Annotated in this window: 27 protein-coding genes and 1 pseudogene; 7 read left to right on the forward strand and 21 right to left on the reverse strand. The window is 64.2% G+C overall.

Going from position 1 to position 25,631, the window contains the following annotated elements; translation table 11 throughout:
- Positions 1-90 precede the first annotated feature (90 nt).
- The 8 genes from I6H87_RS14805 to I6H87_RS14840 all read right to left on the reverse strand — a co-directional run bounded on the left by I6H87_RS14805 (position 91) and on the right by I6H87_RS14840 (position 5,613).
- Positions 91-1,386: an MFS transporter gene (locus I6H87_RS14805; protein WP_010810532.1), complete on the reverse strand. Its 1,296-nt coding sequence runs from the start codon at positions 1,384-1,386 to the stop codon at positions 91-93.
- Positions 1,383-1,760 carry an MBL fold metallo-hydrolase gene (locus I6H87_RS14810; protein WP_011615552.1) on the reverse strand — a complete coding sequence of 126 codons (378 nt, stop codon included), beginning with the start codon at positions 1,758-1,760 and terminating at the stop codon, positions 1,383-1,385. The genes I6H87_RS14805 and I6H87_RS14810 overlap by 4 nt, the downstream gene beginning before the upstream one ends.
- 74 nt (positions 1,761-1,834) lie before the next feature.
- Positions 1,835-2,488 (reverse strand): ArsR/SmtB family transcription factor, encoded by a 654-nt coding sequence (locus I6H87_RS14815; protein ID WP_010810534.1) that lies wholly within the window; start codon positions 2,486-2,488, stop codon positions 1,835-1,837.
- A 107-nt stretch (positions 2,489-2,595) separates the two neighbouring features.
- The gene (locus I6H87_RS14820) at positions 2,596-2,838 is read right to left on the reverse strand and encodes a YkgJ family cysteine cluster protein (RefSeq protein ID WP_231881352.1); all 243 of its coding nucleotides are present in this window, start codon (positions 2,836-2,838) and stop codon (positions 2,596-2,598) included.
- A 194-nt stretch (positions 2,839-3,032) separates the two neighbouring features.
- Positions 3,033-3,197 carry a hypothetical protein gene (locus I6H87_RS14825; protein WP_011615551.1) on the reverse strand — a complete coding sequence of 55 codons (165 nt, stop codon included), beginning with the start codon at positions 3,195-3,197 and terminating at the stop codon, positions 3,033-3,035.
- Between the two features lie 97 nt (positions 3,198-3,294).
- Positions 3,295-4,455 (reverse strand): DUF1275 domain-containing transporter, encoded by a 1,161-nt coding sequence (locus tag I6H87_RS14830; protein WP_010810537.1) that lies wholly within the window; start codon positions 4,453-4,455, stop codon positions 3,295-3,297.
- A 40-nt stretch (positions 4,456-4,495) separates the two neighbouring features.
- The gene (locus tag I6H87_RS14835) at positions 4,496-5,326 is read right to left on the reverse strand and encodes a fused MFS/spermidine synthase (RefSeq protein ID WP_011615550.1); all 831 of its coding nucleotides are present in this window, start codon (positions 5,324-5,326) and stop codon (positions 4,496-4,498) included.
- Between the two features lie 14 nt (positions 5,327-5,340).
- On the reverse strand, positions 5,341-5,613 hold the full coding sequence (locus tag I6H87_RS14840) for an HPr family phosphocarrier protein (RefSeq protein ID WP_136227778.1): 273 nt from the start codon (positions 5,611-5,613) through the stop codon (positions 5,341-5,343).
- A 146-nt stretch (positions 5,614-5,759) separates the two neighbouring features.
- Here I6H87_RS14840 and I6H87_RS14845 point away from each other — a divergent pair, with 146 nt between their 5' ends.
- Positions 5,760-5,963 carry a ribbon-helix-helix protein, CopG family gene (locus I6H87_RS14845; protein ID WP_010810540.1) on the forward strand — a complete coding sequence of 68 codons (204 nt, stop codon included), beginning with the start codon at positions 5,760-5,762 and terminating at the stop codon, positions 5,961-5,963.
- A gap of 76 nt (positions 5,964-6,039) precedes the next feature.
- Here the strand turns inward: I6H87_RS14845 and I6H87_RS14850 are convergent, their stop codons facing one another.
- The 7 genes from I6H87_RS14850 to I6H87_RS34880 are packed head-to-tail and all read right to left on the reverse strand — an operon-like array spanning position 6,040 to position 13,512.
- A complete protein-coding gene (locus I6H87_RS14850) occupies positions 6,040-6,564 on the reverse strand; it encodes an NADH-quinone oxidoreductase subunit B family protein (protein WP_010810541.1) in 525 nt (174 codons plus the stop codon).
- Positions 6,564-8,114: a hydrogenase large subunit gene (locus I6H87_RS14855; protein ID WP_010810542.1), complete on the reverse strand. Its 1,551-nt coding sequence runs from the start codon at positions 8,112-8,114 to the stop codon at positions 6,564-6,566. The genes I6H87_RS14850 and I6H87_RS14855 overlap by 1 nt, the downstream gene beginning before the upstream one ends.
- A 4-nt stretch (positions 8,115-8,118) precedes the next feature.
- Complete coding sequence (locus tag I6H87_RS14860; protein ID WP_010810543.1) at positions 8,119-9,573, reverse strand: hydrogenase 4 subunit F; 1,455 nt, start codon at positions 9,571-9,573, stop codon at positions 8,119-8,121.
- 1 nt (position 9,574) lies between these two features.
- Positions 9,575-10,234 carry a formate hydrogenlyase gene (locus I6H87_RS14865; RefSeq protein WP_010810544.1) on the reverse strand — a complete coding sequence of 220 codons (660 nt, stop codon included), beginning with the start codon at positions 10,232-10,234 and terminating at the stop codon, positions 9,575-9,577.
- Between the two features lie 19 nt (positions 10,235-10,253).
- Complete coding sequence (locus I6H87_RS14870) at positions 10,254-11,201, reverse strand: respiratory chain complex I subunit 1 family protein (protein ID WP_010810545.1); 948 nt, start codon at positions 11,199-11,201, stop codon at positions 10,254-10,256.
- Between the two features lie 10 nt (positions 11,202-11,211).
- A complete protein-coding gene (hyfB, locus tag I6H87_RS14875; protein ID WP_010810546.1) occupies positions 11,212-13,233 on the reverse strand; it encodes a hydrogenase 4 subunit B in 2,022 nt (673 codons plus the stop codon).
- Between the two features lie 3 nt (positions 13,234-13,236).
- The gene (locus I6H87_RS34880; RefSeq protein WP_010810547.1) at positions 13,237-13,512 is read right to left on the reverse strand and encodes a ribbon-helix-helix protein, CopG family; all 276 of its coding nucleotides are present in this window, start codon (positions 13,510-13,512) and stop codon (positions 13,237-13,239) included.
- Positions 13,513-13,807: 295 nt separating this feature from the next.
- Between I6H87_RS34880 and I6H87_RS14885 the strand changes: the two genes are divergently transcribed.
- The 3 genes from I6H87_RS14885 (at position 13,808) to I6H87_RS14895 (ending at position 15,669) form a co-directional block, all read left to right on the forward strand.
- On the forward strand, positions 13,808-14,386 hold the full coding sequence (locus I6H87_RS14885) for an elongation factor P (protein ID WP_010810548.1): 579 nt from the start codon (positions 13,808-13,810) through the stop codon (positions 14,384-14,386).
- 298 nt (positions 14,387-14,684) lie between these two features.
- Positions 14,685-15,017, forward strand: a complete 333-nt coding sequence (locus I6H87_RS14890; RefSeq protein ID WP_010810549.1) for a glycine zipper domain-containing protein — start codon at positions 14,685-14,687, stop codon at positions 15,015-15,017.
- A 235-nt stretch (positions 15,018-15,252) separates the two neighbouring features.
- Positions 15,253-15,669 (forward strand): TraR/DksA family transcriptional regulator, encoded by a 417-nt coding sequence (locus I6H87_RS14895; RefSeq protein ID WP_010810550.1) that lies wholly within the window; start codon positions 15,253-15,255, stop codon positions 15,667-15,669.
- 1 nt (position 15,670) lies between these two features.
- On the opposite strand, the gene I6H87_RS14900 is transcribed toward I6H87_RS14895, so the two are convergent.
- Positions 15,671-15,925, reverse strand: a complete 255-nt coding sequence (locus I6H87_RS14900) for a hypothetical protein (protein ID WP_010810551.1) — start codon at positions 15,923-15,925, stop codon at positions 15,671-15,673.
- A 294-nt stretch (positions 15,926-16,219) separates the two neighbouring features.
- Here I6H87_RS14900 and I6H87_RS14905 point away from each other — a divergent pair, with 294 nt between their 5' ends.
- A complete protein-coding gene (locus I6H87_RS14905) occupies positions 16,220-16,546 on the forward strand; it encodes a hypothetical protein (RefSeq protein ID WP_010810552.1) in 327 nt (108 codons plus the stop codon).
- A gap of 155 nt (positions 16,547-16,701) precedes the next feature.
- A pseudogene (locus I6H87_RS14910) lies at positions 16,702-17,085 on the forward strand (LysR substrate-binding domain-containing protein); the annotation flags it as partial.
- Between the two features lie 52 nt (positions 17,086-17,137).
- Here the strand turns inward: I6H87_RS14910 and I6H87_RS14915 are convergent.
- The 5 genes from I6H87_RS14915 to I6H87_RS14935 all read right to left on the reverse strand — a co-directional run bounded on the left by I6H87_RS14915 (position 17,138) and on the right by I6H87_RS14935 (position 23,950).
- The gene (locus I6H87_RS14915) at positions 17,138-17,476 is read right to left on the reverse strand and encodes a copper-binding protein (RefSeq protein ID WP_010810554.1); all 339 of its coding nucleotides are present in this window, start codon (positions 17,474-17,476) and stop codon (positions 17,138-17,140) included.
- Positions 17,473-20,643 carry an efflux RND transporter permease subunit gene (locus I6H87_RS14920; protein ID WP_011615547.1) on the reverse strand — a complete coding sequence of 1,057 codons (3,171 nt, stop codon included), beginning with the start codon at positions 20,641-20,643 and terminating at the stop codon, positions 17,473-17,475. Before I6H87_RS14920 ends, I6H87_RS14915 begins: the two co-directional genes overlap by 4 nt.
- The gene (locus I6H87_RS14925) at positions 20,640-22,184 is read right to left on the reverse strand and encodes an efflux RND transporter periplasmic adaptor subunit (protein ID WP_011615546.1); all 1,545 of its coding nucleotides are present in this window, start codon (positions 22,182-22,184) and stop codon (positions 20,640-20,642) included. The genes I6H87_RS14920 and I6H87_RS14925 overlap by 4 nt, the downstream gene beginning before the upstream one ends.
- Positions 22,181-23,482, reverse strand: coding sequence for a TolC family protein (locus tag I6H87_RS14930; protein ID WP_011615545.1), 1,302 nt, complete (start codon positions 23,480-23,482; stop codon positions 22,181-22,183). Before I6H87_RS14930 ends, I6H87_RS14925 begins: the two co-directional genes overlap by 4 nt.
- A 69-nt stretch (positions 23,483-23,551) precedes the next feature.
- Positions 23,552-23,950, reverse strand: a complete 399-nt coding sequence (locus tag I6H87_RS14935; protein WP_010810558.1) for a hypothetical protein — start codon at positions 23,948-23,950, stop codon at positions 23,552-23,554.
- A 227-nt stretch (positions 23,951-24,177) separates the two neighbouring features.
- On the opposite strand from I6H87_RS14935, the gene I6H87_RS14940 reads away from it, so the two are divergent.
- Positions 24,178-25,629 carry an alkaline phosphatase gene (locus I6H87_RS14940; RefSeq protein ID WP_011615544.1) on the forward strand — a complete coding sequence of 484 codons (1,452 nt, stop codon included), beginning with the start codon at positions 24,178-24,180 and terminating at the stop codon, positions 25,627-25,629.
- Positions 25,630-25,631 lie beyond the last annotated feature (2 nt).

Here is a 25,631-nt window from a genome sequence, read left to right on the forward strand (position 1 = left end):
CGTTTTTTTGTCCGGCGAGATCGCTCGCGGGGTTCTCATCAAACATATTCTTGTGCGCTTCCATGCAGAAGCTGTACGTGTGGCTTGAAATCAGCGTGCTGGGTTGAGACGCGGATGCGTCTCCTCTCCCCAGTGATACAGTACAAGGCCAGACAGTCCCATCGCGATGGCGACGAACCAGAATGCACTCTCGACGCGGCCACCGAGCGCTGCAGCTGCGCCCAGGCAGAGCGCGCCGATGCCATACCCGAGGTCGCGCCAGAAGCGGTAGATGCCAATGGCAGACGCCCGCCAACTGGGGTGTGCGATGTCGGCTACCGCAGCGCTCAGATTGGGGTACAACATCGCCATGCCCAGCCCGGTCACGGCGGCCGAGGTGCTCCACCAAACCGAGCCGCTGCCTAGCGGCAGCAGGGCCACGCCAGCGCCACACACCCACATACCCCCGACATTGAGGCGCTGACGGCCGACCTTGTCCGAGAATCTACCGGTGAATAGCTGGGCACCGCCCCAGGTAAAGCCGTAGACACCCACTATCCAGCCAATGCCGGGCAGGCTCACTCCCTGCTGGTGCAGGTAGATGGGAAACAAGGCCCAAACCAGCGCGTCAACGAACTTCTCCACTAGCCCGGCCTGGCAGAGCGCGGCCATTCGACGGTCGCGCCAACTCATCAGGACGAACATCTCGCTGCTCGATGGTTGCTCGCTTACGCCCGGCGGGTAGCGTGGGTGAAGCACTGTCGCGGATGTGCCGGCGGTGTGGCGTTTGACCTCAGCCCGGGCCCAGGGCAGCGTCTCCATCACCACCAGCCAGGCGAGCAATGTCGCCAGCCCAATGACGACAGCGCCGAACCACAGCAATCCTTCGCGCGGACCCGAGATGGAAGCCGCATAGCCCGTGACCACTCCTGCCACGGCGACACCCACGTAGCCAGAGAATTCGTTCAGCCCGATAACCAGGCCGCGCTGGTCGGCTCGCGTAATGTCGAGCTTGGCCGTCTGGGTCATTGACCAGGTCAGGCCCTGATTCACACCGAGCAAGGTAGTTGCCAGGACAATCCAGTTCCACGATGGCGCGAAATAGATAAGCAGCGGAATCGGTAGCGCTACAAGCCATCCGATGAGCAGCACTCGTTTGCGGCCGATGTGCTCCGCCAGGCGACCCGCAACGAAGTTCATAGCACCCTTGACGAAGCCGAATGCCACGACGAAGGCCACCAGTAGCATGAACGACCCACGTGGCACGCCGAACTCGGTCTCGGCGAGCGCCGGTACAACGTTGCGCATCATGCCAATGGTCATGCCTACGAACAGCACCTGCAGCAGTTGCTGCAGAATCTGGCCAAGATTGGCACGTATGCCGAAGTCAATCGAGAGCGGCTTCAATCGCGCGCACCTTCGGGCTTAATGCCACGCAGATTGACCTCTATGATGCGAGCCATGTTCTCCGGTTGCTGCGGGATGTCGGCAACCACCGCATCGACAAAGGCATCGCGCGACATTGCGAGCATCGGGTTGAAGCGTTTCTCGAACCCGATGGTCGATGCAGGCTTGCCAGAAAGGCCTGCGCCGCAGGCGCTGCCGGCTTGATGTCCAGGATAAATCTCAAGCTCGGCAGGGAGATTCAACAGCTTGCGATGCAAGCTATCGTGCAGTCGGGCGGCCATTTCGCGTTCTCTCCCGGCCAGGTCCGGCCGGCCGGCACATCCAAAGAAATAGGAAAAGGCGGCGTTTTCAGTGGGACGTTGGCGGAAGAACATGACGGTTTCCTGTGTCTGGACACTGGCGCCTAGTCGGCCCGCGCTTTCCGTGCCATGACATCCGTCTCCTTGCCCTATGCCTCGATGGGCAGCCCGTGAGCGCGCCACTCGGCCACGCCATCAGTCAGGTGGAAGGCGCGATAGCCCTTCTTGCGCAGGAACTCGACAGCGTCCTTGGCCATCAGGCAGAAGGGGCCGCGGCAGTACGCGACAACGGGCATGTCTTTGGGCAGCTCGGCAAGCCGCTTCCTGAGTTCGTCGAGTGGCAGGGAGCGAGCATGCGGCAAGTGGGCCGTGGCGAACTCCTCTGCTGGGCGCACATCGAGAACCAGCACTTCTCCGGCCCTGGCCTTCTTCAAGATGGCAGCACGGTCGAATCCTTCGAGGTCGTCGCCATGCCCGATGATTGACGCCAGGGCCACCTGCAATTCCACTAGCCGCTCCTCGGCCGCTGAACGAAGCGTTACCCAGAGGTCGGCCACGCTGGTGCTGGCCAGGCGGTACTGGACGTACTTCCCATCCTTGCGGGTCTCGACGAGACGAGCCTGGCGCAGCTCCTTGAGATGAGCGCTGGCGAGCTTCACGCTGATTTCTGCCTGGGCGGCCAGAACCTCGACGGTTTTCTCACCCTGGCACATAAGCTCGATAAGCTCCAGACGTTTCGGGCTGGCTACGGCTTTCCCGATGCGCGCGACCTGCTCGTACAGGTGGTTCTTTAACGTTCTCATTTTTTCATTCTATGGAACGTTAGAATGAATGGCAAGCTCTGTGTGGAAGGAGCCTCTCTCTGGGAGGCTGTTTGACAGCGGTTGCCAGCGGTAGCTTCATGCCTCAGTCAGACCAGCACGTGACGTGTCTCTAGAAAGAAGCGCTGAATCTCTTGTTCAATCTCCGGATCGATCATTCTGACCGGCCGGTTTCCGTTCGGGCAGGCAAGCCTTGGGGTCGTTCCAAACAAGCGACAAATCAACGGGCGCTCCGAATACACGCTGCATCCCTTGGTATCAAGGTGAGGGCAACTCAGGTTTGCCAGCGCCGTTTCGTGCTCGGCATCGCTTTTGACGGGAAGCCTCGACATTTCCTCCGTTGAGGTTGTCACAGGACCACAACAGTCATGACATCCAGGGGTGCACTCAAATGTGGGAATTCGTGAGCGAAGAAATCTGATCTTTTGACTATTCATTGGTGCGGTTATCAGAAAGTCGGTCAGGAGCTGGCCGAGGTAGGATGCGCGCTACATTCAACCCAACTGTGCGCCGCGATCTAGTTCAACTAACGTGCCCCCGGCGGTAGTCTGAGGAATTCCGACGCCTCTTGCATAGCGCTCTCGGCCAGCTCACGGGCTTCCTCGCCGCCGCCGGGCGTCATCAGGCCGGCCAGTGCTGCATAGAGCAAGTGGATCAGGTCCACGGCACGGTGATACTGTTCGTCGCTCATCTCTTTCCCTCTACGAGGCCATCGAGCCGTGTCGTCAGCTCAGGCCGGGACCTTGCTGTGGGACTGGCCGATGGCCGCGCCTGATCGGGCCGCCGTTTCATGTGCCTCCCCGCCCAGACAGATGCTGCACAAGCCAGATCATTGCCGACACCGCTGCACCGGCCCAGAGCGTCACGATCACCAGCGCCGCAACGTGGCTGACGGGGCGGTGGGCGGATGCCGCGGCCGCCGCGCGATGCTGGCGCATTACCGCGACCGGAATCCACCGTATTGCCAGCAACAAGCCCAGCGGCACCACCACCACGTCATCCAGATAGCCGAGCACCGGAATGAAATCGGGAAACAGGTCAATGGGCGACAAGGCATAGGCGGCGACCGGCAAGGCCAGTGCTTTCGCATACCATGGCGTGCGGGGATCTTGCGCGGCCAGCCACACGGCGTGCACATCTTCCTTGACTGCGCGAGCCCAACGCCGGGAACGTGCGATCAAATGAGCCAGAAGATCCCGGCGCCACAAATGCAGACGCACATCGTCCAGCACCGGAACCGCAGCGAGGGCAAGCAACAGGGTTGCCAGCGCAAGTGTGGCGCTGAACCCGACGTGCTTGAACCCCAGGGCGCCAATGACGCCGCCGGCAAAGAACAATACGACGAGTGTGATGAGTACCTGCAGCTTATGCCGATTGGCGAGCACCGGCGGCTTGCTCGAATCGGCCCTGGACAGGTTCCAATAGAACAGCTTGCCCAGTTCGATACCGATGTCGGTGACCATGCCGGTCACGTGCGTGGTGCGGATCTCGGCATTCGACAGCTTGGTGACCATGGCATTTTGCAAGCCCATGATGAAACAGAGCACCATGACTGTTGCCGGCACGAACAACCATTCGTGGTGTTCGAGATTGCTGCCTAGCAGGCCAAAACACACCAACAACAAGGCTTCCAGCATGAGCGGCAATGCGTATTCGCTATGCAGTCGCTCGCGCCGGGCCCAGTTGATCAGTACCGCTGAGCAGGCGGCGCCCGCCAGGAACGACAGCAAGGCCCCAAGGCCGTCCAACATCAGCCAGAAACTGCCAAGCGCCAGGTTGTCGGCCATGGCGGACACAACGCCCGACATGTGCGAGGTGTACTGCTGCACGGCCAGGAAGCCGCCTGCGTTGGTTGCTCCGGCCACAAACGCCAGGTAGCAGGCCAGTTGCCGATTGCTGCCGGGACTGCGCTCCTTCCCAGTCAGCTTGCGCAAGTACAGGATAGGCATGGTTGCGTTGGTAAGGAGGCTTGCGCGGGGGAGGGCGGTGTCAATACCGGAGCTGCGGTCTTGCCAGCTTCGACCAGGCCGCACGATCCGACGCAAGGCGCTCGCCGCGTTTCAGGCGGCGAGCGGCCGCGGTCAGGCTTAGCGAATGCGCGGTTTCCAGGATGCGCGCTCGTGCAATCAGCGCGTCCAGGGAGGGCAGCTTGTGCGCCCCCTTCCAGGCAAACAGCGTGTAGTTGGAACTGTCTTCGGAAAGAGAAATCGACATCGACTGGCCGAACGCGGTGCTGACTTCCTCCAGGTAAAGCGGGATATCGGGATCGCTTTCGAGAAAATTCGCGACCAGCACGCCGGTATCGGCCAGGCGGGCATGACAGGCGGCATAGAAGTCTGCCGTCCCCAGCTGCACCGGCATGCCATCGGCCAGAAACCCGTCCACCAGGATCACGTCCGGTCGCGCATCCTGGTTCGCAACATAGTCGGCGCCATCTGCGCAAACCACCTCAAGTCGTTCGTCGTCCGGCGGGATCTGGAATTGCTCGCGCAGGGCGATGACCGCCGGATTAATTTCAATTGCCACGATCTTGGTGTTGGGCAGATGCCGGTAGCAGTACTTGGCAAGCGAACCGCCACCCAGGCCGATCATTGAGATCCTGGCCGGGACTGGGTGCAACAACAGGAATCCCATCATCGTCCGGGTATAGCCCAGCACGAGCTTGTCGGGATCCTTGCGCGACATGAAGCTCTGGGTCGCGAGCGCGTCGAAATGCAGGGACAGGGCGTGCTGGGTTTCCAACACCTTGGGCGTACCGTCGTGGCTCGCCTCGGCAAGGAACTTCAGGTAGGCGTCGAACGAGGTGCGGTCGGCATGCATAGCTCAGGATTCCATCAAAGCGCCTTGGGAAGCGCCTCTCCCCGCAACAATGCCGCGATGGTGACGACAGCGGCGGCTTCGTCCGCTCCGTCCGCCTGGATGCGGATGTGCGTTCCCACCCGGGCGGACAGGCGCATGACCTCCATCACGCGCTTGGCGTTTGCAACCCAGGGGCCACTGGTAAGCAGGATCTCGCACTCAAATTGATTGGCCGTGAAAGCCAGCCGTGCGGAATTCCGCCCTTGAAATGCATTCCCGGCAGTTACCGCTATCGTCACTTCTACCACTGCGCCCCTCATCAAAAAGTTGTGCCCCCTGAAGACTCGTTTGCGCGGGACCGCGCGCCCTGCCAGCATCTACTAAGACATGCCGGCGCATCTTGGAGATGTATACTATTATAATTCCATTATTATATGATGACATTGTTAGACGCATGGAATCCAAGACTGCCCGCCTGACCGTATTGATCGATCCGGAGAAGAAAAAGGCCTTTGAGGCGCTCTGCGCCGCCCAGGACCAGACGCCATCCCAAGTCGTTCGCCAGATGATTCGCGACTATTTGCAGCAGTACGAGGTGGACTACGCCACCCGGCCGACGCTTGGAGCGCCAAGGTCAGTGGCGAAGGAACGCGGGTGATGCAGGAAGGGGCCAGCCGGTGCCCACGCTCAGGTGCACACCTCAGGTGCACACCGCTGTTGCCAGGGCCGGATCACTAGCGTCTTGTGGCACCGGTCTGCCGGACGGCGCTTAGTATTGCGCGCAGGATCTCTATCGGCGGCGGTGGACAGCCCGGCACCGTTATGTCTACCGGGATGACATTGGCGACGCGGCCGCAGCTCGCATAGCTCTCCCCGAAGATCCCGCCAGTACAGCCACAGTCGCCTATCGCCACCACCAGTTTCGGCTCCGGGGTTGCCGCATAGGTGCGCAGCAGGGCCTCTTCCATATGACGCGAAACGGGTCCCGTCACCAGGAGCATGTCGGCATGGCGCGGGCTTGCGACGAACTTGATGCCCAGGCCTTCGATGTTGTAGTAAGGATTGCCGAGTGCGTGGATTTCCAGTTCGCAGCCATTGCAGGAGCCTGCGTCGACCTGCCGGATCGTCAGCGCCTGCCCGAGAATGTCGAGCAGCTCCCGGTGGATGCGCTGGATGGAGGCGGCCTCGTCCGCCGCGCCGCGCGGAGCAGGCTCAGTAACGATGCCGGTATGTGCGATCTGCCTGAGGATTTTCCACATCAGAGATCGTGCCCCGAATAGCTGAGGTTGAAGGATTTGTTGATCAGCGGAAAGTCCGGCACGATGTTCCCGATGATGGCATGCTCCAGCACCGGCCAGTTCTGCCACGACGGGTCGTGGCAATGGCAGCGCAGAATGCGGCTGTCATCGGCAAGGTCGAGCGCGACCAGGACTTCGCCACGCCAGCCCTCCACCCATCCGACCCCGATGGCGGCGCCGGCGGGCGCTTGCGGAACGATTCGCGTGGCACCCTCCGGCAGGCCTGCACAGATGGCACGGATCAGTCGCAGCGACTCCAGCACCTCATCGAAGCGCACCGCCACCCGGGCGGCGACATCGCCGCCGCGGTGCGTGGCCATCTTCACGGCGACGCTATCGTAGGGCCGCCAGGCATGGTCGCAGCGCAGGTCCGCGGCGCAACCGCTGGCACGTCCGGCCAGGCCGGTAAGCCCAAGCCGGGCGGCAAGCTGCGGCGTGACGCAGCCTGCTCCAAGAAATCGGTCCTGCAGGCCCGCATGTTCGTCGTACACCGCACGCAGCACGCGTACTTCCCGCTCGATGTGACCGCACTGCTGTTCCAGGCGCTCAGCCATGGCTGGTGCCAGGTCTTGCGCAACGCCGCCCGGTACCACGGCGTCCATCATCAGCCGGTGACCGAAAGCCTCTGCGGACAACCGCTGCCAGTCTTCGCGCAGGCGCGAGAATTGCGCCAGGCCGAAGGCCAGCCCCGCGTCATTGCCCAGCGCCCCCAGGTCACCCAGGTGATTGGCCACCCGCTCACGCTCGAGCATCAGGGCGCGCAGCCAGTCCGCCCGCGGTGGAGGCGCGCAGCGCCAGGCGGACTCCAGCGCCATGCAATAGGCCCAGGCATAGGCCACGGTGGAATCGCCCGAGACCCGGCCGGCCAACCGGTAGCCCTCGGGCGGCGCCAGTTCGGTGAAACGCCGCTCGATGCCCTTGTGGGTGTAGCCCAGGTGTTCCTCCAGCCGCAGCACCTTCTCGCCGACCACCGAAAAGCGGAAGTGGCCGGGTTCGATGATGCCGGCATGCACCGGCCCGACCGCGATCTCGTGCACGCCGTCGCCCTCCACGCGCACGAAAGGATAGTTGGCAGGCAATATGCCGCCGGTGGCCGCACCCGCCGGCGCGCCGCCTTGCAGCGGCCGCGCCCCTGCCGGCCACAGGCCGTGGTCCAGCCAGGGCCGGCCATCGCGGCTGTCCTGCACGGGGATACCCACCAGGTCGGTCATGGCACGTTGCATCCGGCCCGCGCATGGGAATACGCCGGCCAGGTCCGGCACGGCGGGCGCGACGCCATCCAGTCGCAGTTCGAGCCACATCAGCCCCCGCGCCGCGGCGTATGTGACGCATGCCGTCAACGTGCCGCCGATGGCACTCCGATCAACGCCCCACAGCGCAACGAGGCGCCCGCCAGCGTCCGCCACCGCGCGGGCCGTGACCGACCAGCCGTCTGGATCGACCCGGCCATGCCAGACTGGCAGCGGCGCGGGCAACCGCTCCAGGTTGAGGCCGGGATCGGACAGAGTCATCGGTTCAGCTCCCAAGCATTGCGGCTGCCTGCCGGTACCAGGTGTCGAGATAGGGCGGAACATAGAGGCCCAGCATCAGCCCCAGGGCGAGGTGCGTGAACACCGGGACCAGCGCTGGCGGATGCGCCAGCGGCATGAGCGTGGTGTCGCCGAAGACCATCGGCTGCACCCGGCTGAACACCGCGGCGAACGCCAGCCCAAGTGCCAACAGCAGGAAGGGCGTGGCCCACGGCTGTTCGCGCATGGCGGTGGTGACGATCAGGAACTCGCTGGCAAAGACCCCGAACGGGGGCATGCCCAGGATGGCGAGCACTCCTACCATCAGGCCCCAGCCGACCGTGGGACTGACACGGATCAACCCGCGAATATCGTCCATGACTTGCGTGCCCGCCTTCTGCGCGGCGTGGCCGACGGCGAAGAAGATCGCTGACTTGACCAGCGAATGCACCGTCATGTGCAGCAGGCCGGCATAGCTGGCGATCGGCCCGCCCATGCCGAAGGCGAAGGTCATCATGCCCATGTGCTCGATGGACGAATACGCGAACATGCGCTTGATGTCGCGTTGCCGGATCAGGAAGAAGACAGCCGCGACCACCGATAGCAGGCCGAACCCCATCATCAGGCGGCCGGTCAGATGGTTGCCAAGCGCCGCATCGGTCAGCACCTTGCAGCGCAGCACGGCATAGAGCGCCACATTGAGCAGCAGGCCGGAGAGCACGGCGGATACCGGGGTTGGCCCCTCGGCGTGGGCATCGGGCAGCCAGTTGTGCAGTGGGACCAGGCCGACCTTGGTGCCATAGCCGATAAACAGGAAGGCAAACGCCAGCGTGATGATGTTGGGATCGAGCTGGCGCTTGACCGCGTCCAGGTTGGTCCACAGCAGGGCCCCGCCCTCCGGGCCGATGACCTGCTCGGCGGCCATGTACAGCAGCACCGTACCGAACAGCGCCTGGGCAATCCCCACCCCGCACAGGATGAAGTACTTCCAGGCGGCCTCGAGGCTCGCGGCGGTGCGGTAGACGCTGACCAGCAGCACCGTGGTCAGCGTGGCGGCCTCCATCGCAACCCACACGATACCCATATTGTTGGTCGTCAGCGCCAGCAGCATGGTGAAGGTGAAGAGCTGGTACATGCTGTGGTACAGACGCAGCCGCGGCGGCGTCATCTTGCCGTGGTCGTGCTCCACCCGCATGTACGGCCGCGAAAAAATCGAGGTGGTCAGCCCCACGAACGCGGTCAGCGCAACCAGGAAGACGTTCAGGGCATCGATGTAGAACTCCCGGTCCCATGCCAGCATGGGACCATCGGCGACGATTTGCGCCGTCAGCACGCAGGCGGCGAGGAATGTGCCCAGGCTGAAGGCGACATTGATGTCGCGGGCGCGCTCGCGATGTCCCGTCAGCGCCAGCACCAGCCCGCCGGCAAGCGGAAATCCAAGCAGAAAGGCCAGCGCGGTCAACTCAATCCTCCTTCAGCTTCTCAAGGTGACGGATGTCCAGGCTGTCGAACTGCTCGCGGATCTGGAACATGAACACGCCCAGGATCAGCACGCCGATCAGCACATCCAGCGCGATGCCCAGCTCGACCACCATCGGCATGCCATAGGTCGCGGCGGTGGCCGCAAAGAAGAGGCCGTTCTCCATCGCCAGGAAGCCGATGACCTGCGGCACCGCCTTGGAGCGCGTGATCATCATCAGGAAGGACAGCAGCACGCAGGCCAGCGCAATGCCCAGCGTGCCGCTGGCGAGCTTCAGCGACAGCCGCGAGATCGGCATGGTGAGGTTGAAGGCGAAGATCACGACCAGGATGCCGATCAGCATCGTGGTGGGAATGTTGATCAGCGTCTCGACGTCCCTGCGGATCCGGAGACGATCGATCACGCGGTGCAGCAGATAAGGGATGAGCAACGCCTTGAGGATCGCGGTCAGGCCGGCCGACAGGTAGAGGTGCGGCTGGCCCGTCACGTAGCCGACGATAGCCGTGGCCAAGGCCAGGGTCGCACCCTGCAGCGTGAACAAGTTGATCAGCGACAGGATCCGTCGTTGCGAGATCATGGCGAAGGCGAGGATCAACAGCACCGCGCCGAGCAGGTTGACAAACTGGGTGAGGAGTACGGTCACTGGACTGGCCTCCGGGGGTTCAGCGTGCCAGCAGCAAGTGGACCAGCATGCCGATCACCGCCAGCAGAAAGGCGGTGGCCAGGAACTCCGGCACGCGGAAGATGCGCATCTTGGCGCTCGCCGTCTCCAGCGCCGCCAGCAGGATCCCGCCCACCATGAGCTTGAACAGCAGCGCGGGCAGCGCCAGCAGCATGGCCAGGGGAGCTTGCGCTTCTGCAACGCCCCATGGGAAAAACAGCGCCAGGCCGATGCAGGAATAGGCGAACAGCTTCAGGCTTGCCGCCCACTCAAGGAGGGCCAGATGCCGCCCCGAATATTCCAGGATCAGCGCCTCGTGGATCATCGTCAGCTCGAGGTGGGTGGCGGGATTGTCGACCGGTATGCGGGCGTTCTCGGCCAGGGAGACCATGGTGAACGCCACGCCGGCAAACGCCAGGCCGGGATAGATGGCCAGGTCCCGGTGAGCAATCGTCTCGACGATGGTGGTGAGCGAGGTCGACTTGGAGACCAGCGAGGCGGAGAACAGCACCATCAGCAGCGCCGGTTCCGCCAGGAAGCCGATCAGCATCTCGCGCCGCGCTCCCAGGGTCCCGAAAGCGGTGCCGACGTCCATCGCCGCCAGCGAGATGAAAACCCGCGCCAGCGCGAACAGGCCGACCAGGGCAATCGCGTCGGCGGCCGGTGCCAGTGGCAGATCGGTGGACACGGTCGGGACGATCGAGCAAGCCAGCGCCATGCAGCCGAACACCACGTAAGGCGTGGCGCGGAACAGCGGCGAGGCATTGTCCGCGACCACCGAGTCCTTGTTGAACAGCTTGTGCAGCATGCGATAGGGCTGCCAGAGGCTGGGTGCCGACTTGTTCTGCAGCCAGGCCCGCCACTGATTGACCCAGCCGGTCAGCAGCGGCGCCAGCGCGATCGAAATCACGATCTCAAGCAGCTGTGACAGGATCCCGGTCAGGTTCATGCGGCCCTCTTCACATCACGGCCAGCAGCGTGGCGGCCAGGGTCAGGAAGCTGTACAGCAGGTAAACCGAGATGCGTCCCTGTTGCATCAGGCCGATCAGCCGGGCCAGGTACGACGCCAGATCGATCACGGGGACATACATCCAGCGCCAAAAATGATCCGCCACTGTGACCCGGTAGTGCGGCTGCTCATCGAATGGCGTCGGCAGGTCGCGGCGCATCAGGAAAAACGGCTCAAAGATCTGGCGGATCGGCTGCCCGAACCCCTCGGCAGTGTCCTGCATGCGCGCGGTGCCCCAGGGAAAGCCGCAAGCCCAGGGCGGGCTGCGGCGAAGCCGACCGTGGTACAAGCGGCGCACCAGCAGGTAGGCGAGCGCAACGCTGGCCAGGATGCCTGACAGGAAAATAACCGGCCCGTAGCTGGCCTGGGCCAGGCCATTCGGCGCCAGCAGCCAGCTGCTGGCCGCGGTCCGGGCGCCGAGTCCGCTCGCCACCAGTTGCTGCGTCACCGGATCGATCAACTGGACGAATTGCGTCGGCAGCAGGCCAAGCGCGATGCAGCCCAGCGCCAGCCACAGCATGCCCGCGCGCTCCCAACGGCCGGCGTCGTGCGCGTTGACCAGTCTGGGCTCACGGGGCTGGCCGAGGAAGATCACGCCGAAGAACTTGACCATGGTGTAACCGGCCAGTGCCGCCACCAGCGCAATCAGCGCGGCGACCACCGGGATCAGCATGGTCAGTATCGGTTCCGGCAGACCAGGCGTGAACAGGAAGCTCTGCAGCAGCAGCCACTCCGAGACGAAACCGCCAAGCGGCGGCAGCCCGGCGCTGGCCAGCACGCCCAGCAGTGTCAGCCAGCCCACCCATGGCATGTAGCGAATCAGTCCGCCTAGCTTGCCCAGGCTTCTCTCGGTGGTGGCATGCAGCACGCTACCGGTTCCCAGAAAAAGCAGGCTTTTGAAGAATGCATGGCTGGCGACATGGTAGAGCGCGGCCGTCAGGGCGAGGGCGGCCATCGGCTTCATGCCGTAGGCCGAGAACAGCAGTGTCAGCCCCATGGCAACGAAGAGCAGGCCCATGTTCTCGATCGACGAATAAGCCAGCAGCCGCTTCATGTCGGTCTGAACAGCTGCGAAGACCACGCCGAACAGCGCGGTGGCCAATCCAATCGCCAGCAGCAATCCGCCCCACCACCACAGGCGCATCGGCAGCAGGTCGAAAGATACGCGCAACAGGCCGTAGATGGCAGTGTTGAGCATGACGCCGCTCATCATTGCCGATACCGGTGACGGCGCGGCCGGATGCGCCTCCGGCAGCCAGATGTGCAGAGGCAGGATGCCGGCCTTGGCGCCGAATCCGAACAACGCGAGCAGGAAACCGGCGGAGGCCCAGAACGGCGTCAGCGCCTGGGCGCGCATGTTGGCAAACGTATAGTCGCCGGTATTGGCCTGCAGCACGCCAAAGCACAGCAGAATCGCAATCGCCCCGATGCGCGCCATCGTGATGTAGAGATAGCCGGCGGCGCGCACTTCGGCGATGCGGTGGTTGGCGGTCACCAGGAAGAATGAAGCCAGCGCCATGGTTTCCCACATCACCATGAACGAGTAGGCGTCGTCGGCCAGGATCACCCCGGCCATGCTGGCAAGAAACAGGTGGTATTCAAGACAAAGCAGGCCTGGCGGCGTACCTTCGCCCGTGCGGAAGTAGCCAGCCGCAAACGTGGAGATGCCAGCCGCCGCTCCCCCCATTACCATCAGGAAGTAGGCGGACAGGCTGTCGAGCCGGACGTGGAACGGCAGCGATGGCAGGCCAATGGGCAGCACGGCTGCCTCGGGCGTGCCGGACACAGCGTGCAGCGCCAGGCTGAACAGCGCAAGCCCTAGCAGTCCCCCGATGGGGAACAGCACGTGGGATACCAGGGCAAACCGATGCAGCGCCAGGACCCCTGCCACGCCGATAAGCAGCCAGGCCCCAACCACAACAAGCATCCAGTCGAGATGGAGCCATTGCGTGAGAGGGGGCACGGTGCTCATGGATCAGGCTCCACGACGGGTCGTACGGCGCTTGGCAGGAGGTGCCGCGTCGCGCCGCGACGACGCGCCGACCGGTGGCCTCTCTTTGCCCTTGGCTTCCGCCTTGTCCGTGCCTACGCCGCTGGGCACGTACTGGACGCCATGCTGGGCCAGGTAGTCGCGGATAAGCCGCCGTATCACCTGCGAGGCAGTCAGATCCTGTTGTGCGCAGAGGCGCTCGAAGGCGGCCTTCTTGTTGGGATCGATGAGCAACGTAAGCCGAGCGGTCTTTTGCTCCATGGGATCCTCAAGATGGCAATACGATGATTACATGAATCACATCATAGATGATGGCCATGCGAATCAAAAGGCCTGGACGCTGCCATTCCTTTACTCGCTGCAACCAGGGCAAATACACTGGACGGCGTCGCACATTCGTCGCTGGCGTTTCCTGCTGTCAGCCTAGTGCATGCGGCGCTGCAGCATCCCGCTGTCGCCGGTGCGCAATTCTCCCAATGCGGTCAGCGCCATCGAGTTTCTCGTTCCGCGTGTGCTAGGCTGAAGGCGAAATCCTGCCGCCCACGCGGAGACACCAATGGTCGAAGCTTCCGAACTGAAGTCGGGCATGGTCATCATGCTTGAAGGTGAACTTCATAGCGTTACCAGCGCCGGGTACCACGCCGGCGGCGGCCAACAGGGGAGCGCAGTTTTCGCCAAGTTCAAGAGCCTTAAGACTGGCCACATCAAGGAGTTGCGGTTACACCCGGGCAACAAGCTCGAAGAGGTCGCGCTTGATCACCAGGAGATGGAATATCTGTACACCGATGGTGACGCCTTTTTCTTCATGAATCCCGACACCTTCGAGCAGATCAGTTTTCCTGCGGAAACCATGGGCGCATACCAGAAGTTTCTTCGTCCCAATATGCGAATCCCGGTGCAGCTTTATGAGGGCGAGCCAGTCACCATCGCATTCCCCCCTGCGGTCGAGGTAACCATCATGTCCACGCCGCCGGGCCTGCACGAGCATGAATCCTCTACCTTCAAGGCTGCCACGCTGGAGAACGGCATGGAAGTTCTCGTTCCTCAGTTCGTCAAGGAAGGGGACACGGTGCGAATCGAGGTCGCTTCAGGAAAATATTTGGAGCGGATAAGGCGAGGGACGCGAAAGGCGTGACTCCGGTGCCGCGCGACTCCCTGCATGCGCAGCGCCGCGTACAGTTCCGGCGGGACGGGGGCGGCAGCGTCGGCAGTACCGCATTCGGCACCTGATAGCCATCAGCGACAAAAGGCTTGGCGCGTAAGCGCGGCGATGCTTCCGTCGCCTTGGTTCTACGGTCCTCTTGCCTCCTTCCGGACGGCTTCGTCGTAGCGTGTTCTTTGTCATGCCGGGCTGTCAGCCCAGTCCTATATTTGACACAGTGCCAATCGTGCTGCGCGACGCACCGCGATGATTTCGCTAACAGGAGGGCAAGATGAACGACATCCAATCTGATTTCTCTATGCGCAAGGACGCATTGGCCCGCGACGTCGATACGCTGATGGCCGACGTTCAGGCACTTCTTCATGATGTCAAAGCCGAAACCGGCGTAGGGACCAGCCTTGAGCGCCATGCACTCAAGGCCCGGCAGCGCGCGCTGCAGGAGCGCATCGTTACGCTGCGCGAAGAAAGCCGCGCCAAAGTCTCCGAGTGGGCGACAACGACCGATCGCTACGTTCATGAGCATCCGTGGCAAAGCATGGGTACTGTGGCCGCCATCGCGGCTACCACAGGCGCTATCGTCGCGCTGGCTGCCAGCCACCGTTAGGTATTCGTGACTGAGGGACCTGCACGGCAGTGACCCGTGCTGGTCCCGCAAGGGGCACGTGTTTTTTGCCATGCCGGCAAATGGCTACAGCCCCTTGCGGGAGCCTCGATCTAAGTGGCGACACATCTGAGCGGCAATACAACAACTGTGCCCGCCAGGTGCGATTGCCCAGACGCGCCACGCTGGACGGTCTGCTTACGTGCGACCCGCAGGATGTTTACCCAGGAGGCCAGTCATGGACGGGCTGACAAAGGAAGAGTTGGCGAAGTTGGTGGCCCAAATGGACGCTGAGGAGTTGCGCATTCGTGCCGTCGCCGGAACCGCGGATTCGCCTGTTGTGGCGCCAACACAACGTGAACACCTTGATGATGGTGAAGTGGCGGACGAAAAGACTGTGCAGCGCCAGGGCGACGCGATGCTGAAACACTATCGCATGCAACTGGCTGACATTGAAGCAGCCCGGTCACGGATGAGGAGCGGCCAGTATGGCGTCTGTATTGACTGCCAGCAGGCGATCCGTTTCGCCCGCCTGCAAGCGTACCCGACCGCCACGCGCTGCACGGCATGCCAGAATCTCCACGAACACCGCCATCCCCGCCAGGCGCAGGAGACGCGCCGACCGGCTTCCACAGATCTTTCGTCGCCGGACTGACTTACTCGTTCCTGAGATCAATGCCGAAGCCGCCCGCCAGTTCACAATCGATGATCCCGGCGGCGTAGGCGAAAAGCCATTCCTCTGCCTCCTCCAGCGTTGCGGGCGGGTGGGGCCAGTCCGGCGTAAAGCGGATGCCCATGTCCTCATTGCGCGTGGAGATCTGAACTCGCCCGCCTGGCTTGCCTGGCTCAATCACCTCCGGCACGAAGAGCGCAACGTGGAATCCCTTGTAAGACCGCTTTTTTTCCAGCATTTCAGCCTCCGGCAATTTACGATGTCCGTAGCTCAGCCCGAGCGCCGGACTGTCTTGAATTCAAGATATAGCGAGGCGCGGCTAATGCCTAGTAATGCCGCGGAACCCCGGCGATCACATCGGAGCGTGCGGTTGAATTTGACCTAGACTGAAAAAGTGCCTTCGCGCGCTTCGAGGCTGGGCAATGGAGCTTCATTGGCAGCCAACTGATGCGGGCGAATGACAATGGCACAGGCAACACACAATCATCTGCTGCCTGAACTCATGTGAATTGGTGTTCACGAAGGGGGCATCATGTTGCAAGCCAGTGAAATGCAGCAACGTTTTAGTCATCTGCAGCAAACCATCAGCGAGACATCCCGGACTTGTCATGCCGATACGGGGATTCCACAAGACTTGATGAACTGGGTGGATGAGCTCGACAAGGAGTGCAAATCGGCATCGAAGGTCGTGTCTTCCAAGGATGAGGATCGGATCCGGCAGTGGGTCGATGATCTCGAACGGATCGGTGATCGTGCAGACCGCGCTTGCCAGCAGGCCGGCAGTCTCGATGCAAAGGTCAAGGATGCAGTCAGTTCGATGCATTCGGAACTTGCTGACCTGAAGCGCCAACTGCACTAACTTATCTGACAGCCCCGGTCCAACCAGCCGGGGCTGATTGCATGCGCCGCGGTCAAGGCGCGCACGATCTCAGTCCGCAGGCAAGGCCAGGTTGCACCTGCACCCCGCCTGCATAGGCGGCCTCCCTCAGCCCTGCAGGGCACCCAAAATCACCTCCTGCACACGCGCTTTCCAGGCGGATCAGCGCGCTGGAGAAGGCCATTGGCCTGCGGCTGCTGCATCGCACGATGCGCAAGGTCGAGCTGACCGAGGCCGGGCAGCTCTACTACGAGCGCTGCAAGCGCATCTGGACGAAGCACGGATCGCCCACGAGCAACCGGGGGAGATGCTGCCGCCTGGCAATGCTGGGCCTGGGCGTGGTCTTGCTGGCCGAGGAGGTGGCGGCAGAGGACGTGGCGGCCGGCCGCCTGCGCCGGATATTGCCTGGCAGGCAGACCAGGCCGACGCCGGTCTATGCGCTGACCGAAACACGCTTGCTGCCGGCAAAGACACAGCGCTTTATCGAGTTCCTGAAGGAGCGTCTGGGCACCAAAGCGTGAGCACACAGTGATTGCGCGCCGAACGCGCAATCACCTCCAGCGACGGTAGCCCTCACTTGCGCCGCATTTGCATGACCGTAGGCTTGCCATCAACGTTGTCGAACGTCACGGATACCGCCTCGCCCTCCTTGAAATCCTTCAGCGATGCGCGATCCTTGACGGGGAACGCCATGGTCATCGGTCCCATGCCGAGGTTGGCGATCGGTCCGTGCCTGAGCGTGACCTTGCCGGCCTGCGCATCGATCTTCTTGATCTCGGCTGCCACGGGTTGCGGCGCCTGCTGCGCGGGTGCGGACGGCTTCATGTCCATGCCGTCCATCGATCCCGCTGCGAATGCGGCCGGCGTGGTGGCGAAAGCCAGCGCGAGGGCGAGCGTCTTGATGGAATTCATAGTGGTTCCTTCTGAAGTGAGGGGTGTACGGAAACTGGTTGAGGTCTGGTCTGGCGCCGGCGCATCAGCAAATACACCGCCGGCACCACGAAGAGCGAAAGCAATGGCGCGGTGAGCATGCCGCCCACCATCGGCGCGGCAATGCGCTGCATGACCTCGGAGCCGGTGCCATGCGACCACATGATCGGCACCAGGCCGGCAAGGATGACGGCGACGGTCATTGCCTTGGGGCGCACGCGCAGCACCGCGCCTTCCTGGATGGCCTCAAGCAGCGCGGACAGGCTGGCATCGCCCTGGTTCGCGCGCGCGGTCCATGCCTGCTTCAGGTAGAGCAGCATGATCACGCCGAATTCCGCCGCCACGCCCGCCAGCGCGATGAAGCCGACCACGCCGGCAACCGACAGGTTGTAGCCCAGCAGGTAGAGCAGCCAGAAGCCGCCGATCAGCGCCAGCGGCAGCGTGCCCATGATGAGCAGGGCTTCATCGAGACGGCCGAACACCAGGTACAGCAGCACGAAGATGATCAGCAGCGTGAACGGCACTACCACCTTCAGCTTTGCGGCGGCCCGCTCCAGGTATTCGAACTGCCCCGACCAGCTCAGCGAATAGCCAGCCGGCATCGGCACCGCTTTCGCAACGGCGGCCTGCATATCCCGGACGGCCGAGCGCAGGTCACGCCCGCGGATGTCGACATACACCCAGCCCGACAGTCGCGCATTTTCGCTGCGCAGCATCGGCGCTCCCTGCACCACCTGGATGCGCGCCAGGTCGGACAGCACGATCTGCTGGCCCTTGTCCGTGACGATGGGCAGGCTGCGCAGTTGCTCCACCGAGTCGCGGTAGTCGCGCGGGTAGCGTACGTTGATAGGGAAGCGCGCCAGCCCGTCGACGACCTCGCCCACATTGTCGCCGCCGATGGCCGACGATACCACGCTCTGCACATCCGCGATGTTCAGCCCGTAGCGGCCCGCCGCCACGCGATTGATGTCGATATCGACATAGCGCCCGCCGCTCAGCCGCTCGGCCAGTGCCGACGTCACCCCCGGCACTGTCCTGACGGCTTCCTCGATGCGCGTTGCCAGGCGATCGATCTCCTTCAGGTCCGCGCCCGCCACCTTGATGCCGACCGGGCTCTTGATGCCGGTGGCAAGCATGTCGATGCGGTTGCGGATCGGCGGCACCCAGATGTTGGACAGGCCCGGCACCTTGACCACGCGATCGAGCTCTTCCACCAGCTTGTCGGTGGTCATGCCGGCACGCCACTGGTCGCGCGGCTTGAACTGGATGGTGGTCTCGAACATCTCGAGGGGCGCCGGATCGGTCGCGGTATCGGCGCGGCCGGCCTTGCCGAATACGGTCGCCACCTCGGGCACGGTCCTGATCAGGCGGTCGGTCTGTTGCAGCAGCTGCGCCGCCTTGCCGGCGGAAAGGCCTGGCAATGCCGACGGCATATAGAGCAGGTCGCCCTCGTCGAGCGGCGGCATGAATTCGGCGCCGGTACGCAGCATCGGCCACGCCGTCGCGGCCAGCAGCACCGCGGCGACCGCAAGGGTGGTCTTCGGGTAGGCCAGCACCCGTGCCAGCACCGGCCGATAGGCGCGGATCAGCCATCGGTTCAAGGGGTTGGACTGCTCCGAAGGAATCCTGCCGCGGATCATGTAGCCCATCAGCACCGGCACCAGCGTCACCGACAGGCCCGCCGCCGCGGCCATGGAATAGGTCTTGGTAAAGGCCAGCGGCGAGAACAGCCGGCCCTCCTGCGCCTCCAGCGTAAAGACCGGGATAAACGACAGCGTGATGATCAGCAGCGAGAAGAACAGCGCGGGCCCGACCTCGGTGGCGGCCCGGCCGATCACGCCCCAGCGCTCGTTCCCTGCCAGCTCCCGGCCGGGGTTCTCGGCATGCCAGTGTTCCAGCTGCTTGTGCGCGTTCTCGATCATCACGACCGCGGCATCGACCATGGCGCCAATGGCAATGGCAATGCCGCCCAGCGACATGATGTTGGCATTGATGCCCTGGTAGCGCATCACCAAAAAGGCGGCCAGCACGCCCAGCGGCAGCGACACGATCGCCACCAGCGCGGAACGCAGGTGGAACAGGAACAGCAGGCACACCAGCGCGACCACGGCGAACTCTTCGGCCAGCTTGTGTGTCAGGTTTTCCACCGCGCGCTTGATCAGCGCGGAGCGGTCGTAGGTGGTGACGATCTGCACACCGGCAGGCAGGCTCTTCTGCAGCGTGGCTAGCTTCGCCTTGACCGCCTCGATGGTTTCCAGCGCGTTCTTGCCTGAGCGCATCACGATCACGCCGCCGGCAACCTCGCCCTGGCCGTCAAGTTCGGCGATGCCGCGCCGCATCTCCGGGCCGAGCTGGACGATGGCGACATCGCCCAGCCGCACAGGAATGCCGGCATCGCTGGTCACCAGCGGAATCTGCCGGAAATCGTCGAGCGTCTTCAGGTAGCCGCTGGCGCGCACCATATACTCTGCCTCGCCCATTTCCAGCACCGACCCGCCGGCCTCCTGGTTGGCGCCCCTGAGCGCCGCCAGCACCTTGCCCTGCGACAGGTTGTAGGCGCGCATCCGGTCCGGCAGCAGCACCACCTGGTACTGCTTCACCATGCCGCCCAGCGAAGCGACCTCGGCCACATTGGGCAGCGATTTCAGTTCGAAGCGCAGGAACCAGTCCTGCATTGCGCGCAACTGGCCGAGGTCATGCTGGCCGGTCTTGTCCACCAGCGCGTACTCGTAGATCCAGCCGACGCCGGTGGCATCCGGCCCCAGCGCCGGCCTGGCCGCGGCAGGCAGGCGGGACTGCACCTGGTTCAGGTATTCCAGCACGCGCGAGCGCGCCCAGTACAGGTCGGTGCCATCCTCGAACAGCACATAGACGAACGAATCGCCAAAGAAAGAGTAACCCCGGACCGTCCTGGCGCCGGGCACCGACAGCATGGTGGTGGTCAGCGGATACGTAACCTGGTTCTCGACGATCTGCGGCGCCTGGCCCGGGAAGGGCGTGCGGATGATCACTTGCACATCGGACAGGTCGGGGAGGGCGTCGAGCGGCGTGCTTCGCACCGCCCACAGGCCCCATGCGGTCAGCATCACCGTGGCCAGCAGGACCAGGATGCGGTGGCGGATCGAGGCCAGGATCAGGCGCGCGATCATGGCCGGGCTCCCTGGGCGGTGCCGGCGGGCTCGACCGACGACAGCATGGCCGCGCCGTCGCGGTCCAGGTGGAAGCGGAAGCGGATGCGGTCGCCAGGCTTCAGTCCCTTGGGCAGGCCTGTCGGCGGCGCGGCGAAATCCATGGTCATCGCACCCCACTGTGCCGACGGGATGGGGCCATGCGAGATGGTCAGGCTCTCGCTGCCGTTCACGGCTTCGATGCGGCCTGTGCCTTCATGCTCGGCCGATGGTGCGGCAGGTGCGGAGGCCGCAAGCGGGGCGGACATGCGTTGCGCGCTGCCGCGCAGGCTGGCTTCCGAGTCGATCAGGAACTGGCCGGACGTGACCACTTTCTGTCCCGGCGCCAGTCCGTCCAGCACCTCGACCATGCCATCGGCTTCGCGGCCGGTCTTGATCTCAGTGGCAACGAACCCTGCCTGGCCGGCATCGACCATGACGATACTGCGCTGGCCGGTGCGGATGACCGACTCCGACGGGATCAGCAACGCTTCCTTCTGCGCGCCACTGTCGAAGCCGACCGTGACAAACATGCCCGGCAGCAGGCGCCTGCCGGGGTTGGGCAGGATGATGCGGGCCTTGACGGTGCGGGTCGCCGGGTTGACGTCGGGAAGGATGGCGTCGACCTTGCCGGCAAGGGGGCTGGCCGTGCCGCCCTGCAGTACCGTGGCCGCCGCGCCGGGCCGGATGGTGCCGGCCTGGCCCTCTGGTACCTCGGCAATCACCCACACCTGGCTCAGGTCAGCCAGGCGGAACAGCGTCATGCCCGGCGACACGGTCATGCCCTCGCGCACCGCCACCTCGGTCACGAGGCCATCGACCGGGCTGGCGATGGCAACACCGGGCTGCGGCTTGCCGGATCTTTCGACCGCACTGACCTGGCCCGGCGTCATGCCTGCCTGCAGCATGCGATTCCTGGCAGCACTGCGCAGGTCGTCCAGATGCTCGCTCGCTGCCATGCGTGACACGGCCAGGTATTCCTCTTGCGCCGCGACCCAGTCGGGCGAGTACAGGGTGACCAGCGCCTGTCCGCGCCGGACCGGGTCAAGGGTGGCCCGGACCGCGACGTGCTGCACAAAGGCGTTGGTGCGCGCCTGGATGACCTGCACGCTGCGTTCGTCGATGGCGACATTGCCGGGCACCTGTAGCATCGCGGCCAGCCGTCCAGGCTTTGCCTCGGTGGTGCGAATGCCGAGGTTTTGCGCGACATGGCTGTCGACGGTGACACCGCTGCCGCTGCCATCGCCGTCCGCGTAGACCGGCACCAGTTGCATCTCCATGAAGGGAGATTTGCCCGGCTTGTCGAAGCGCTGGCCCGGCACCATGGGATCGTGCCAGTACAGGATCTTCCTGCCGGTCTTCGGATCGATGTCGCCGGCCTTGAGCACGGTGGATTGCGCGCCAGCCGTGCTCGACGGTTGCGCAGTCTGTGTGCCGCGCGTGAACCCGAAGTGGTAAGCGCCGTAGAGGGCGATGCCGGCGACGACCAGCCCGGCTGCTGCTGCAATGATGTGCTTCTTCATTTTGCCTCCCTCACTGCGGCTTCGGCCTGGGCGGTAGGCAATGGCACCAGGTAGTTCAGGTCCGCCCACAGCTTCGCGGTCTTTGCCTCAAGCAGCAGGCGATCCATGGCGGTGTCGATGGCGCGATGGTTGGCTTCGGCGACCGCCGCCAAGGTGCCCGTGCTGGCGCGGTAGGCCGTCAGTGCCGCATCCGCCTGTGCCCGCGCGAGCGGCAAGGTCTTGTCGTCGTAGCGCCGCAGCCGGTCAAGGTTGCGCTGCAGCTCGGCCAGCCTGGCGCCGACCATGGCCTGGGTATTGCGCCGGACCATTTCCAGCCTGGCCCGCGCGTCATTGGCCTGCGCCAGCCGCGCACTGATTTCGCGGTCCTGGCGGTTGCCCCGGTCCCACGGCAATGGGAAGCTGACATTGAGCGAGCCCATGTTCGAGTAGGCCGAGCCGCGCTGGCTGTACATCAGCTCGACCGTCACGTCCGGCTTGCGGGCTTCCGTTGCCACCTGGATCTCCGATTCGGCCAGCGCCACGTCGCGCTGCGCAGCCGACAGTTCGGGCACGGCCTCGAACTCGCCCCTGGCGAGTTGCCGGGCGCCCGGCGGCACTTCAAGCGGTGGCCGCGCCGACAGCGGGCGCCGCGCAGCGGCGCCGACCCAGCGCTCCAGGTTCAGCGTGGCCGTTGCCAGCGCGGCGCGGTTCTCGTCCTCGCGGTCGTGCAGCTTCTGGATTTCCAGCTCCATCGCCAGTACCTCCGCACGCGAGCCGCGCCCGCCGCGGTAGGCCGCGGTGGCGGCCTGCAGCGCCAGTTCAAGCGGATGGCCGTGATGGCCGAGCAGCACGCCGGCCTGCTCCGCATACCACCGGTCGAGCCAGGCATTGACCGCATTGCGCTGCACGCCTGCCAGCCCCACTGTGCGCTGCGCGTCGGCAGCGGCGGCTTCGGCTTCGAAGCGCGCGGCCCTGGCGCGGCGCTTGTCCGCGCGCGTGAATTCCTGCATCACCGAGATCGAGCGCATGGTCATGGAATCCCGGCTCAGCGAGAACGCGTCCGAGCCGTTGACCGGCACGTTGTTGACGCCGAGCTTGAGCACGGGATCCGGCAGGCGGCCGGCGGCGACGGCCATTTGCCCGGCGGCCTCCACGGCGCCGCGCGACGATTCGGCGTCGCCGGCATGGGCGCTCGCGATCGCGACGGCTTCCTCAAGGGAGAGGGAAGGGGCGGATTGCCCGGGCGCGCCTTGCGGCGCAGCCAGGCCGATTGCGGGCGCGCTGAGCAGCGCCACGGACAGGTGACGTAGAAAAAGCATAAAGCCTCCAGGGACGACGACTGCTGCCCGCATGGAAGCAGGCAGCACCAGGTGACGTCGAGCCGGAGGCTAAGTCTGGAAACTGCAGTGAAGGACGGTGAGGGGAGGCGGTGCGCGCGCCTCTGCCTCGGCGCGCAGCCCAACGCGAACCTCCGCCAGGACCACGCGCGTTGGCTCAAGCACGCGCATCAGCACCGGCATGAAGGCCGGAAGCTGCGGCGAAGCATGGTCGGCGTTCCTGGAATCGGCCTGGCAATGCGCCAGGCAAAGCCCGCTCTGGTCGATGTCCTGCTGGGTGTCGCTGGCGGCCATATCGGCGCAGGATTCGGTCATCGCCGCCATCGTGCCGCTGTGTTCCGCCTGGTAGCGGCTGCCGGTACAGGCGTACGCCGCCACTGCCAGCTGGGCTGCCAGGAAGACAACGAGGAGGAAGCCGGCGAACCATGGCCGGCGATGCGATTTGCTCACGAGAGCGGTGCCTGTTTTGGCGACAATATATCAGTGTTCGGCGCCACCAGGCAGCATCGCTACTGCGGCAGCTTGCCGCACAGGTGGGCCGTTCGCGAACATAGCGAACGGCCTGATGCTGCACTTTCGCATGTTTTCCTGCAGCGGCAACGATGCCGTCCTGTGACACGTCACGGTGCCGAAATATTCGTCGTGCATCCTCCCGCCAAAACCAACGGGGAGGAAATATGAGGCGTCTTTCAATACTGGCAGCCCCGCTGCTGGCGCTGGCCGTAGCGTCGTGCGGCAGCGATGATGACAACAATGCGCCGGTCACGCAGCCGCCGGCTGCCGGCAGCACCGCGCCGGCGAAGAACGTCGTGTTCTTCCTTGGCGACGGCATGGGCATGACGACCATGACCGCGGCGCGGATCTACAAGGTCGGCGAGGATGGGGACCTGACCATGGATACGCTCCCCGAGAGCGGGTTTATCCGGACCTATTCGAACAACGCGCAGGTGACCGACAGTGCGCCGTCGATGGCGGCCTACATGACTGGCGTCAAGATGAACAACGAAGTCATCTCGATGACGCCGGAGACCAATGCCTTCGACGCCAGCGGCAAGGACTACCTGTCCGGCGCGGACAGCACCTGCCCGGCTTCCGGCAACGGCCAGAGCGTGCCGACGCTGCTCGAGCAGATGAAGGCGGCAGGCTACGGCACCGGCGTGGTCACCACCACCCGCATCACGCACGCAACCCCCGCCACGACCTACGCGCACGTGTGCCACCGCGACGCCGAGAACACCATCGCCGCGCAACTGGTGCCGCACGGCGCTGGCTACAACAGCGCGCTTGGTGATGGCGTCGATGTGATCTTCGGCGGCGGCCGCAAGCACTTCCAGAACAAGGCCGCGGGCGGCGCCCGCACCGACGGCCGCGACCTGGTCGGCGAGCTGACCAAGGCCGGCTATGCCTACGTTTCCAGCAAGGCCGAGTTCGACAAGATCGACGCCGCCAGCGCGAAGAAGGTGGCAGGGTTGTTCACGTCCAGCCATATGGCCTACGACCTGGACCGCGTGCCCGGCGATGAACCGAGCCTGGCGGAGATGACCGGCAAGGCCATCGACGTGCTTGCCGCGAAGAGGAAGGGCTTCTTCCTGATGGTGGAAGGCGGCCGCATCGACCACGCATTGCATGAAACCACCGCGCGCAAGGCGCTGCAGGACACCGTGGCCTTCGACACCGCGATCAAGACCGCGATCGACAAGCTCAACGTGATCGACCCGGGCCTGAAGAACACGCTGATCGTCGTCACCGCCGACCATGACCACACGCTGGTGCTGAACGGCTACGCCAAGCGCACCGGCCCCACCAGCGACAGCAACCCCGGCGTGCTGGGCCTGCTGAAGAACTACGTGACCGGCGCCCTGTCCACGGACTCCGGCGGCAATCCTTTCACCATTATCGGCTTCGGCACCGGCGAGAACCGCCCGGCCACGCGCACCGCGCTGACCGATGCACAGGTCTACGACAAGAGCTATCACCAGGAAGCCGCGATCCCGACGGCGGCGGGTGGCGAGACCCATGGCGGCACCGATGTCTTTATCGGCGCACTGGGCAACGGTGCCGAATCCTTCGCCGGTGTGATGGACAACACCGACGTGTTCGGCCTGATCAAGACGGCCATCGGCCTCTAAGC

It is taken from the genome of Cupriavidus necator (genome assembly GCF_016127575.1).
Lineage (GTDB): Bacteria > Pseudomonadota > Gammaproteobacteria > Burkholderiales > Burkholderiaceae > Cupriavidus > Cupriavidus necator_D.